The sequence below is a fragment of the Acinetobacter sp. YH12236 genome, from assembly GCF_013417645.1.
In the GTDB taxonomy this organism is placed as follows: domain Bacteria; phylum Pseudomonadota; class Gammaproteobacteria; order Pseudomonadales; family Moraxellaceae; genus Acinetobacter.
In genome coordinates, this window is the sequence record NZ_VPDM01000014.1 from 73488 (window position 1) to 85003 (window position 11516).

The 11516-nt window shown below is 42.5% G+C and carries 11 protein-coding genes; 7 read left to right on the forward strand and 4 right to left on the reverse strand.

The genetic code is table 11. The features are described from left to right. Positions 1 to 131 precede the first annotated feature (131 nt). Positions 132 to 1160 (reverse strand): lipase secretion chaperone, encoded by a 1029-nt coding sequence (locus tag FTV14_RS08230; protein ID WP_180011163.1) that lies wholly within the window; start codon positions 1158 to 1160, stop codon positions 132 to 134. A 153-nt stretch (positions 1161 to 1313) separates the two neighbouring features. Here FTV14_RS08230 and truB point away from each other — a divergent pair, with 153 nt between their 5' ends. The 3 genes from truB (at position 1314) to FTV14_RS08245 (ending at position 3597) form a co-directional block, all read left to right on the forward strand. Next, positions 1314 to 2219 (forward strand): tRNA pseudouridine(55) synthase TruB, encoded by a 906-nt coding sequence (gene truB / locus FTV14_RS08235; protein ID WP_180053739.1) that lies wholly within the window; start codon positions 1314 to 1316, stop codon positions 2217 to 2219. 15 nt (positions 2220 to 2234) lie between these two features. Continuing rightward, on the forward strand, positions 2235 to 3002 hold the full coding sequence (locus FTV14_RS08240; protein WP_004787054.1) for a TSUP family transporter: 768 nt from the start codon (positions 2235 to 2237) through the stop codon (positions 3000 to 3002). A gap of 127 nt (positions 3003 to 3129) precedes the next feature. After that, positions 3130 to 3597 carry a hemerythrin domain-containing protein gene (locus FTV14_RS08245; protein WP_179992156.1) on the forward strand — a complete coding sequence of 156 codons (468 nt, stop codon included), beginning with the start codon at positions 3130 to 3132 and terminating at the stop codon, positions 3595 to 3597. A 72-nt stretch (positions 3598 to 3669) separates the two neighbouring features. On the opposite strand, the gene FTV14_RS08250 is transcribed toward FTV14_RS08245, so the two are convergent. Then, entirely contained in the window at positions 3670 to 4554 is an 885-nt protein-coding gene (locus FTV14_RS08250) for a DMT family transporter (RefSeq protein WP_180016567.1), read from the reverse strand. A 332-nt stretch (positions 4555 to 4886) separates the two neighbouring features. On the opposite strand from FTV14_RS08250, the gene FTV14_RS08255 reads away from it, so the two are divergent. Next, positions 4887 to 6017 (forward strand): hypothetical protein, encoded by a 1131-nt coding sequence (locus tag FTV14_RS08255; protein ID WP_104425665.1) that lies wholly within the window; start codon positions 4887 to 4889, stop codon positions 6015 to 6017. Positions 6018 to 6062: 45 nt separating this feature from the next. On the opposite strand, the gene FTV14_RS08260 is transcribed toward FTV14_RS08255, so the two are convergent. Then, a complete protein-coding gene (locus tag FTV14_RS08260; RefSeq protein ID WP_180053740.1) occupies positions 6063 to 6929 on the reverse strand; it encodes a DMT family transporter in 867 nt (288 codons plus the stop codon). A gap of 126 nt (positions 6930 to 7055) precedes the next feature. Continuing rightward, entirely contained in the window at positions 7056 to 8288 is a 1233-nt protein-coding gene (gene serA, locus FTV14_RS08265; RefSeq protein WP_005233651.1) for a phosphoglycerate dehydrogenase, read from the reverse strand. A gap of 354 nt (positions 8289 to 8642) precedes the next feature. On the opposite strand from serA, the gene FTV14_RS08270 reads away from it, so the two are divergent. The 3 genes from FTV14_RS08270 to FTV14_RS08280 all read left to right on the forward strand — a co-directional run bounded on the left by FTV14_RS08270 (position 8643) and on the right by FTV14_RS08280 (position 11408). Further along, positions 8643 to 10052, forward strand: coding sequence for an FAD-binding oxidoreductase (locus FTV14_RS08270; protein WP_034704522.1), 1410 nt, complete (start codon positions 8643 to 8645; stop codon positions 10050 to 10052). A gap of 142 nt (positions 10053 to 10194) precedes the next feature. Beyond that, positions 10195 to 10572, forward strand: a complete 378-nt coding sequence (locus FTV14_RS08275) for a hypothetical protein (RefSeq protein ID WP_004787040.1) — start codon at positions 10195 to 10197, stop codon at positions 10570 to 10572. A gap of 74 nt (positions 10573 to 10646) precedes the next feature. Beyond that, positions 10647 to 11408: a hypothetical protein gene (locus tag FTV14_RS08280; RefSeq protein WP_180053741.1), complete on the forward strand. Its 762-nt coding sequence runs from the start codon at positions 10647 to 10649 to the stop codon at positions 11406 to 11408. Positions 11409 to 11516: the final 108 nt, after the last annotated feature.

Sequence of the window (11516 nt, forward strand, 5' to 3'; positions counted from 1 at the left end):
TCTCAAAATAGAGGGTCAGCGTTACTGTTTTTATATAAGAGATGAGACAAAAAAAAGGGAATAAGAGAAGATATTCGACGCCGTAGCAGTACTGTGTAGCTACGGCGTCAATGAGCAATTTTAGCTGAAAATTAATTGGCAAAGGGTAGGGTCCCACCCTGATCATGTACCTGTTCAAATGTACCTACACGAAGCCGTTCTTCAGGGCGCTGGAAATGTTTCTGACGCAACTGATCAACTGCCTGCTGTTTGGCATTTTCACTCAGGCCACTTTTTAGGATGTTATCGCGCTCGCCCAAGTAACGCGTCACACTGGATTTCCAATTCGCACGTTCATCATCAAGTTTTTCCAGACGTTGGGTTGCTTCAGGACCGACCAGATTCAGGCGCATCTGACGGATTTCTTCCGCAGAACCACCCCGGGCTTTAATATCAGCGGTGAGTTTACGCAGATCTTCCAGTTTATTCAGTTGCTCCAGATTTTCTTGCCAGTCCTGCGGTAACTGCGCAAACAGTTCTTTTAGCTTCTGGGCTTTTTCTGCTTCGCTCAGCTTTTTATCTGCCATGACTGCCATCCGGTCTAAGGTATATTCATGATAGGTATCTTCAGTGCCAAACAGTCCTTCAATTTCATAATCAGAGAAAAAGCGTTTACGCAGGTTCTGGGTGCTGGCATAGATACTGCGGTAGTAAGCTGGATCTTCTTGATCCAGACCTGCAGGTGGAGTCAGTTCTCCCAAACCTTGACGATACTGGATATAACGATCCCAAAGATCCAGAACTTGTGAGAGTGCAGGATCCTGATAATTTTGTTGAATATAGGCTTTAAAATCTCGCTGGATTTGTTCGAGGGTTTTTTCCCCATATTGGGTAATAAAATATTCAAAACAGTTACGGGTCTGTTCATTGACAATCAGGCGATTGCTGGCATCCATCTGCATCTGGCAATTAATTTCCGTATCCTGCTGGCTTGGACTCGGGAATATATTATTTACGGGGCCATTGGCCAGTGCTGCTGCCTGCTGAGCACTGCTTTCATTGGTGGATTGCGGGCCTGAGACACGTGCCTGTGCTTCATCCCTGGGCGCAAGCCATAGAATCAGGGTAATCAAGCACAATACGATGAGCGCAATCACGATCCATAGTTTATATTTCTGCATATCCTATGCACCTTTATTTTAATTATCGGATTATTTTAAATTTTGCATTCGGCAGGATAGGAGATATTGCACCTTATATGCTGTAGAAAAGTTGTAAATAATTGGCAGGGGTTTTACCATTGCGCCAATTTATAAAATGTCTGACTTTTTGCCATGAAAGCTTCATCTCCTAAAATTCAGCGTCGTCATATCAGCGGTGTATTTCTATTAAATAAGCCTCTAGGCATCAGCTCGAATGCTGCATTGCAAAAAGTACGCTGGTTATATCGTGCGCAAAAAGCTGGACATACTGGTGCACTAGATCCCTTGGCCTCCGGTCTTTTACCGATCTGTCTGGGTGAGGCGACCAAATTTTCGCATTATCTGCTGGATTCAACCAAGCGTTACCAGACCACAGTTTTTCTAGGACATAGCACCACCACAGGTGATGTCGAAGGAGAGATTCTGCTGGAAAAACCAGTCCCTGAACTGAATGAAGAGTTGATTCAGGAGACAATTGCCAAGTTTGTCGGTGAGATCCAGCAAGTGCCACCGATGTATTCGGCTCTGAAAAAAGAAGGTCGTCCGCTGTACGAGCTGGCGCGTAAGGGCATTGAAATCGAACGTGAAGCACGTCCAATTACCATTTATGCAATTGAGCTTTTATCTTTTAGTGAAAATAGCATTATGCTGGATGTGACCTGTTCCAAAGGCACTTATATCCGGGTACTCGGCGAAGATATTGCGAAAGCACTTGGTACTTATGGTCATCTGACTTATCTGCACCGGATTCAAACTGGTCATTTTGACCTTATTCCAAGCTATACCATTGAATATCTGGAAAGCTTGACTGAGGCAGAACGTGAAGCACTATTACTGCCAGCTTATGCACCGGTACAACATTTCCCGCAGATTCAGGCACCGGAAGGCCGTGCAGAATATTTTAGCCGGGGTATGGAAAGTAATATCGACCATCCGGCAGAGCCACAGGTGCTGGTTTTTGATGGCGAGAAATGCTTAGGCCTGGCTGAAATCACAGATAAAAAACGTCTGGTACCCAAACGTGTCCTTAATCTCTAGGCGCGTTGAATAACAATGGATATTGAGATTATCCTCAGTCTGGTGCTTTTTGCCTTTATGGCCGGAGCGATTGACGCTGCCGTCGGTGGGGGTGGTCTGATCCAGATCCCGGCGATTATGAGCAGTCTGCCGCAGCTGCAACCTGCCACAGTATTTGGCACTAACAAGCTAGCCTCTATTTTCGGTACAGGCTCGGCAGCCTTTTCCTATCTTAGACAGGTCAAGCTGCCATGGGTTTTACTTGGTGTAATTGCGCTGTGCAGCTTTATTAGCTCATTTATTGGAGCAGCCAGTGTCACCTTGATTCCGGTGGATATTCTCAAGCCTTTTGTGCTGATCATGCTGATCGTGATTGCGATTTATACCTTCATGAAAAAGCAATTCGGACGGGTACATGTCGAGCAAAAGCTGAATAAAAAGATGCTGATACTGGCAGCATTAGGTAGCCTGGCTATCGGTTTCTATGACGGAATTTTTGGCCCAGGCACGGGCAGTTTCTTTATCTTTTTCTTTATCCGTTATCTGAGCGTGGATTTCTTGCATGCCTCAGCTTTATCGAAAATTGCCAATTTCACTACCAACTTGGCGGCACTGAGTTTCTTTATTCCTACAGGTCATGTGCTGTTTCTAGTCGGTGCCATGATGGCGGCTGCCAATATTTGCGGTTCGCTATTAGGAGTTAAACTGGCCTTTAAATATGGCAGCGGTTTTATCCGGATTCTGTTTCTGATCCTGGTCAGTTTGCTGATTTGCCGTATGGCTTATCAGATGTTTTTAGCCTAAAAATAGATGTAAACTATTCTCAATATTAAAGTTTTTTATACAAATTCGCCTTATAAATATTCCTGACCATTTGCCGGTTTCACTCTATGCTGGAGCAAAGGCATGACAAAAACAGGAGAAAAATTACATGACCACCATTTTTGAAGCATTAAGGGAAAGTCATGAAATCCAGCGTGATCTGGCAGAAAAATTACTGCAAACTTCGGGGGATTCGCCAGAACGTCGTGAGTTGTTCAAGCAGCTGAAGAATGAACTGTTTGCGCATGAAACCGCAGAAGACCGTTACTTTTATATTCCCTTGATGATGACAGATCCCGGCCTGAACATTACCCGTCACGCCTTGGCAGAACATCATGAGATGGATGAAATGATTGAGGAACTGACTGAAACTGAATTTAGTAGCCCAAGCTGGATTGCAATTGCCAAGAAACTGTCAGATAAGGTACATCATCATTTGAAAGAAGAAGAGCATGCTTTCTTCCAGCAGGCCGGAAAAATTCTGGGAGATGAACAAAAACAGGCTTTAGCGGATCAGTACAAAACTGAATATCAGCGTTATAAAGAAATGAAAAAAGACATGCTGGTTAAAAGCTAATATTTAAATTTATTTAAATTCAAATTTTCATGACAAAAAAAGATGGCCAGAGTGCCATCTTTTTTTATTTATTCAGCTTTCTATTTTCCGGGTTTTATATTGCTGTCGTGCTTCCCGCATGGTCACGCCAACTGAAGCCAGCATAATACAAACCAGTGCGACGGTTTGAAGTAGCGTAATTTTTTCACCCAGCAAAATAAAACCTACCAGTGCCGCCAGAGCTGGAGACAGACTGGAAAGCGTACCATAACTGGTTTTATTCAAGTGCTGAAGCGCTTTTAAATCCAGCGCATAAGGAATGGCTGTTGCCAGCACTGCGATGGTAATGGCCTTGCCCCAATATTGAGTATCAATCAAAGCAGAGGCGTTGTTATATAGTCCGATTGGTAGCAAACACAAGGCTGAAATACTGATGGCAATCGTCAGTGCATGCATGCCGATATTTTGCTGCACCACGCGTTGCCCAAAATAGATATACAGCGCCCAGCAGAGGCCGGCCCCTAAGGCACAGGCTGCACCAAACAGGTCAAAGTTACTGCTATTGGCTTCCCCCCATGGCACCATCAGCACAATACCTAAAATTGCCAGTAATACCCAGACATAGTCCTTACGGTTCTGAATCGAAATTAAGGCCAAGCCTAGCGGGCCAATAAATTCCAGTCCGACCGCAATTCCTTGCGGGAGTTTACCCAGCGACATGTAGAACAGGATATTCATCACGCCTAGAGAAGCACTATAGCAGAGCAGATCCCGCCATTTCAGGAATTGTAAACGTCGGATAACTTTCCAGGAACGGAACATGATACAGACAATAATGGCGGCAAAGCAGAGTCTTAAAATAGTGACAGTGATCGGGTCAAGCACCAGGAAAAGTTGCTTGGCGAAGGATGCACTGATCTGGTATGAAGTCATGGAGAGAACCATGTACAATACAGCAAGAAGTTGGACGTTTGGCATGGGAGAAACTACTTATACCAGAAGGGTATAATCGAGATACAGAAGAAAGCGGAAGTATATCAAACTGGTTAATTTTTGATGAGTAGGGCAGAAGAATATTTTGTGAATACGAAGCAGATTTTGGATCAGTGGATTTAAATTTTTGATTTTATCCCCCACCGAAAAAATTAAATTCAACGTTAATTGTTGATGAGATTGTGGTTACAAATTAATCAATTTTTAATTTGATCTTAATTTTATATTTATTAAAATGGCTTAGACCTCATGATTTGGGTCAACTTTAAAATAACAATGAAAAATAAAACGATCAAAAAATAATAAGGTAGATAATAATGAAATTAAGATTACTCTCTTGTGCTGTCTTGAGCCTTATGCTGACTGCATGTGGTGGCTCTGATTCTGATAATAACGAGCCAGTCGCAGGCCAACCAACCCCAACCAATCCTGGAACCCCGGATAATGGTGATGGAACATCAGATACGATTTCTGAATTCTATACCTATCAGTTCAACCTGCCGAATATTGATGCTTCAGATATGGAGTCGGAAAAGCTTCTATTGGCCAGTCATAAAAATAAAATCACTGACGGCATCTTGTATGCAGATGATAACCGGACTGTTGATACTGAATATGATCTTGATGAAGATATGACCTTCCCAATTTATGTCACAGAAAAAGGCGTATTCCCTGCAGATCGTGCCCGTACAGCATTAGGTTATAAACTGGAAAAAGTACTGGAAAATACTTCTGAACAATTTACCAGTCGTCCCGTCACTATTCCGGAAAATAACATCAGTAATCATCGACACCTGGAGTGGTACGACCTGTCAGGTAAAGCCTTAACTGAACGTACCAATATTGCTGTCGTGAAGATGTATGACGATACCGAGACCAGAGTTTTCTTTAATACTGATACCACGGATGCTGAACGTAAATATTACAATCAATTTGCTACCAATTTTGTCGGTTTACAGAAGGCGCGTACTTTCCCGAACGGATCTAAATGTTTCCGTATTCTGGCGGAACATCCTGAGGAAGAATTTATTGAATTTGATCCGGATATCAAAACTGGCTATCGTACACTGGCTGAATGGCAGACAGGCGAGTCTGTTCAAGAGATGGCGAAAACCATTTTAGATGGCACGATGGCTAACCTGAAATTTAAAAAAGCCGAATATAAAGACGATGCGCAGCAATATTATAAATACTTTGGGGCGATCGAATATCAGGGTGAAATTTATTCCAGTACTTTCTCGGAACATGGAGAGCATATTGATCATGCCGATTATATTGCTCAAGCAAGAAAAGCTGCCTTGGACAATTTAAGGGAAGAGGGTGCAACTCCTCTAATGCTCAAATGGACAGATTACCTGTATGACCATCTTGCTTCGGCATGTGATGGCTATAATGTGACAGCAGCTACAACATTAAATACAGCTATTAAGGATGCAACGCCACGCTAAAATTAAATAGGTCATTTAAAAAAGGCGCTTGAGCGCCTTTTTTATTTAGTGCTTTCTTCTTTGTGTCATCACCGTACAGCCAATCGACGCACTGATAATGGTGGCCAGTGCCAGCCATTGTGTCCACAATAAAGTTTCGCCTAAGAATACAAAACCGGAGAGTGCTGCAACCGCAGGTTCCAGGCTCATTAGAGTGCCAAAACTCAATGCGGTTAAATTACGCAGTGCAATCATTTCCAAAGTAAAGGGTAAGGCACTGGCAAGTGCAGCCAAAATAACAAAATACATGAGGCTGCTTGGCTCAAACACATGAGCAGGCATTCCCGCAAATAGGGCAATCGGCATCAGCACCAGCATGCCGACGAACATGCCCAGACACACGGTATGATTCCCTGATACACCTGAAGGTTTTTGTCCGGCCACGATATACAGTGCCCAGCAGGAACCTGCACCTAAGGCAAACAGGATGCCAATCGGGTCAAGCGGTTGTGCAGCCTGATCAAAGGGAAACAACAGAACCAGCCCCAGAATGGCCAATCCTACCCAGATAAAATCAAATTTCTGCCGGGCATAAAACAGGGCAACACTTAAAGGGCCAATAAATTCAAAAGAGACTGCGATTCCAATCGGCAATCGGTCAATTGCCAGATAAAACAGCATATTCATGCCAGCTAATGCCAAGCCATAGCTGATAATGGCTGGCCATTTGACCTGGCGGAAATTGATCTGCCAGACTTTAAAAATGAGCGCCAGAATCAATGCACCCAATAGCAGGCGCATGGCAGAAACGGTCAGGATCGGGAACTGGCCAAACAGATATTTGGCAAAGGAGCCGCTGCTCTGCATGCTGATCATCGCGATCAGCAGAATCAGCGGCGCTTGCACCATAGGTGCAATTTTAAGATTTGGCATGACTAAATTTGTTTCGATTTCTCGAAGAGCGGAAGAGCAGCATCAGCTGAGTAAGGCTTAAAAATAAAAACCTTTAAGCAATAAAAAAACCACAGCCCGAAGACTGTGGCTTTTTAAAAACCTGAATTAGAACAATACGCGAACGCGGATTGTACCTTCAAGGTTGTGTAAAGTATCGAGTGCTTCTTGAGATGCAGTTGCGTCTACATCCATCACCAGGTAACCCACATCGCCTTTGGTCATTAAAGTCTGACCAGAGATGTTGATGCCGTGTTCAGCAAACAGGTTGTTGATCTTAGACAGCACACCCGGAATGTTTTTGTGGATGTGAAGCAGACGGTGTTTGCCTTCAGTTAATGGAAGCGCGATTTCTGGGAAGTTCACCGCAGAAAGCGTCATACCTTTATCTGAATAAGCTACAAATTTCTCAGCAACTTCCAGACCGATGTTCGCCTGAGCTTCCATAGTAGAACCGCCCACGTGTGGAGTCAGGATCACATTTGGAATGTTACGTAATGGAGAAACGAATTCTTCACCATTTGCTTTAGGCTCTTTAGGGAATACGTCAACCGCAGCACCCGCAAGATGGCCAGATTTCAATGCTTCAGCCAGATCTTCGATCACCACACATGTACCACGTGCTGCATTGATGAAGATAGAGCCTTCTTTCATTTGCGCGAATTGTTCTTTAGTCATGAAGTTACGTGTAGACGGAACATCAGGAACGTGAATAGAAACAACATCAGCATTTGCAAGAAGTTCGCCCATTGTGCCGACCTGACGTGCATTACCGAGTGGTAATTTAGTCACTGTGTCGAAATAGATCACTTTCATACCCAGGCTTTCAGCAAGAACAGAAAGTTGTGAACCAATTGAACCGTAACCAACGATACCTAAAGTCTTACCACGAGTTTCGAACGAACCTACAGCAGATTTGTTCCAGCCGCCTGCATGTGTATCTGTAGATTTTTCAGGTACACGGCGAAGCAGAAGAATCGCTTCAGCAAGTACAAGTTCAGCAACCGAACGTGTATTTGAATACGGTGCGTTGAATACCGGAATACCGCGACGCATTGCTGCATCCAGATTCACCTGGTTGGTACCGATACAGAAACAACCTACCGCGATCAGTTTGTTCGCAGCTTCAAACACTTCTTCAGTGAGCTGAGTACGGGAACGGATACCAATGAAGTGTGCATCTTTAATCGCTTCTTTCAGTGCTTCACCCTCAAGCGCTGTTTTGCGATAGTCGATATTGGTATATCCAGCTGCATTCAATGTGTCGATTGCGTTCTGGTGAACGCCTTCTAACAATAGAAAACGGATTTTATCTTTAGGTAGAGATAGATGTTGGCTCATTACGGCTCCGCTACAAAGGCCAAATTTAGTCGCCGTATAATAGCACAGGAATGGGGCGGTTATACATTTCCTTGATGACTACAATATCAGCTATTTTTGCAAGTGATAGTAGTGAAAATGATAGAACTGGTTGAATTAAACTATCATTTTCAAAGGTATATTGTCAAAATTGTCATTTTTTAAGGGAAAGCCCTAAAAATAGCTTATAATATTGCGCCATGCTGTTTAAGCTGCCAGTTTTGGTGCTTTAATCATCATGTTTCGCCTGCTTTGTATACAGGTTTTAATGCCTGAAAAATATACAAATAAACCGGCGAGGTCTCTCTTGTTTAATTCATGCTAGGTCTGCAAACGATGAATGCTCCAGTCGCTTTAACCCCAGAGTTATTGACCCAATTGACTGCAATTGTGGGTGAAAACCGTATTAAAACTGATGCGGACAGCCTCCAGAATTGGGGTCGTGATCATACCAAACACTTTGATCCAAACCCATCGGTCATCGTTTTCCCATCTTCGACTGAACAGGTTCAAGCAATTGTGAAGCTTGCCAATCAGTTCAATGTTGCAGTAACACCATCAGGTGGTCGTACTGGTCTTTCTGCAGGTGCTGTCGCTGCGAATGGCGAGATTGTGGTAAGCATGGACAAGATGAACCAGATTCTGGAATTCTTCCCGGCAGACCGTATGGTGCGCGTACAGGCAGGTGTGGTGACTGAACAGTTGCAAAACTATGCTGAAGAGCAGGGCATGTATTACCCGGTTGATTTTGCCTCTTCTGGTTCAAGCCAGATCGGCGGGAACATCGGCACCAATGCCGGCGGGATTAAAGTGATCAAATACGGCATGACCCGTAACTGGGTGCTTGGCCTGACTGTGGTGACTGGTAAAGGTGATGTACTGCGTCTAAACAAAGGCATGATTAAGAACGCAACGGGTTATGCACTACAACACCTGTTCATCGGTGGTGAAGGTACTTTAGGTTTAGTCACTGAAGCAGAAATCAAGCTGGAACGTCAGCCACAAGACCTGCAAGTGCTGGTACTGGGTGTACCTGATTTTGATGCGATCATGCCAGTATTACATGCCTTCCAGGCAAAAATCGACCTGACTGCATTTGAGTTCTTCGGTGAGCTGGCGATGCAAAAAGTATTGGCCAATGGTCACGTACAGCGTCCATTTGAAACTGAATGTCCCTTCTATGTATTGCTTGAGTTTGAAGCGCCGTTTGAGCCGATTATGGACAAGGCGATGGAAATCTTCGAGCACTGTATGGAACAGGGTTGGGTGCTGGATGGCGTGATGAGCCAAAGTCTTGAGCAAGTACACAGCTTATGGCGTCTGCGTGAAGACATTTCTGAGTCGATCGCTCCATTCATTCCCTACAAAAATGACATCTCTGTACTGATCACTCACGTACCGGCATTCATTAAAGAAATCGATGCGATCGTGAATGAAAACTACCCAGACTTCGAAATCTGCTGGTTCGGTCATATCGGTGACGGTAACCTGCACTTGAATATCCTGAAACCGGCTGACCTGACCAAAGATGAATTCTTTGCGAAATGCCAAGTCGTGAACAAGTACGTATTTGATACTGTGAAAAAATATGACGGTTCAATTTCTGCGGAACATGGTGTGGGTATGACCAAGAAACCTTATCTTGAATACACCCGTTCAGCTGAAGAAATCGAATACATGAAAGCCTTGAAAAAAGTGTTCGATCCAAATGGCATCATGAACCCAGGCAAACTATTCGATCTTTAATCAGAATAGATTTACAAAAGCGCATCGAAAGGTGCGCTTTTTTTATTGCTTTGTAACTGGACTTACAGAGTCTAAATAGCGTTAAGCTGAAAAGCCCGGCATGATAATTTCTGCATAATAAAGATAATCTGGGTTAAACAATATGTTACGGTTATTGGCGGTTACAATTTTAGGTCTGGGTGTGATGACATCAGGTTGTACAACCACCCAGAAAGTGATTGCAAAAGTGCAGTCTTCTTCGGATACACCTTTGGATCAGGTGCTTAAAATGAGGCCTGACCTGCGTGAAGAACTGGCAACAGTCGAGATACGTCAGTTCTTTAATCGTGTTGAGTCACCGACGGTTGGACAGGTAAAAGTAACTGAAACAGGTTTGATGGATGACTCGGTGAGATCGATTCAGACCATTTATCATTTTAGAAAAGAAGAGAAGAACTGGAAAATGCACAATACTGAAAAGCTCTATCAGTGTGTACGCGGTTCAAATACCAAAACTTTCCAGAAGGCAGTCTGTCCATAATAATGTTTGATCTTTAAACAAAACTTCGTTAAAAGCGTATCTTCAGGATGCGCTTTTTTGCTTTTTGGGGCGATATGAAAAACGATATTAATATAGAAACTGTGCTTAGTAATATAAGTTATGAACTACAAAAATTATTTGATTCTGCCCCATACAATACTTTTGATTACTTAGATTTAGTACAGCTTCTTATTCTCTATAGATTTGAGGAGTTTTCTAAACGGCTAGAACAGCATACCGATTTATTAGAGTCTTTACTAACTAGATTAAAATACGCGAATCCTCATTTCAATTTAGATGAAGTCTTTGAAGCAGAAAGAACTGCAAGAAAAGTATTAGGGGTATTTGATAGCCAGTATAAATTCGCTGATACTGATGAATTAGATTTCCCTTTAAATATAGATAAAGATAATTTAGAAAGAAGCTATAGAAAAATAAACAGACAACTATTTGATATACATAAAGAACAATTAAGAATTTCTTTTAATAATGAAGATGTTTTGAAATTACAGAGTGAAGCTAATCAATTAGTTGAAGAGTTAAGAGTAAAGAAGTATTTATTAAATCAGGATATAGACGATAAAAATAATAGCTTAATTAAAAAATTATATGATGAAATTCATGAGGAAGAAGTTTCGATAGCAAACAAATATAGAAATTGGGCTTTAGGTATTTTTGCAATTATTGGAACAATATTGATATTGGGTTTTCTTAACATCTCTATCCAAAATTGGAATCATTTAAGAGATAGTACCTATATTCATATTCCACTTGGTTGGGAAAGTCTAATCAAAACATTGATGCTTTTTAGCTTAACTAACCTGAGTTCGATATAAAAAAAGAGTAGAAAAAAAGCCCTGTTTTTGTAACATATTGGTTCTCAAGACAAAATGTTATAAAACAAGGCTTCTCAATGGATCATATTACCGAATTATTTTGTATTT

Coding starts and splice junctions, on each gene's coding strand:
- FTV14_RS08230 (WP_180011163.1), bottom strand. CDS start 1,160: ATGCAGAAATATAAACTATGGATCGTGATTGCGCTCATCGTATTGTGC.
- truB (WP_180053739.1), top strand. CDS start 1,314: ATGAAAGCTTCATCTCCTAAAATTCAGCGTCGTCATATCAGCGGTGTA.
- FTV14_RS08240 (WP_004787054.1), top strand. CDS start 2,235: ATGGATATTGAGATTATCCTCAGTCTGGTGCTTTTTGCCTTTATGGCC.
- FTV14_RS08245 (WP_179992156.1), top strand. CDS start 3,130: ATGACCACCATTTTTGAAGCATTAAGGGAAAGTCATGAAATCCAGCGT.
- FTV14_RS08250 (WP_180016567.1), bottom strand. CDS start 4,554: ATGCCAAACGTCCAACTTCTTGCTGTATTGTACATGGTTCTCTCCATG.
- FTV14_RS08255 (WP_104425665.1), top strand. CDS start 4,887: ATGAAATTAAGATTACTCTCTTGTGCTGTCTTGAGCCTTATGCTGACT.
- FTV14_RS08260 (WP_180053740.1), bottom strand. CDS start 6,929: ATGCCAAATCTTAAAATTGCACCTATGGTGCAAGCGCCGCTGATTCTG.
- serA (WP_005233651.1), bottom strand. CDS start 8,288: ATGAGCCAACATCTATCTCTACCTAAAGATAAAATCCGTTTTCTATTG.
- FTV14_RS08270 (WP_034704522.1), top strand. CDS start 8,643: ATGAATGCTCCAGTCGCTTTAACCCCAGAGTTATTGACCCAATTGACT.
- FTV14_RS08275 (WP_004787040.1), top strand. CDS start 10,195: ATGTTACGGTTATTGGCGGTTACAATTTTAGGTCTGGGTGTGATGACA.
- FTV14_RS08280 (WP_180053741.1), top strand. CDS start 10,647: ATGAAAAACGATATTAATATAGAAACTGTGCTTAGTAATATAAGTTAT.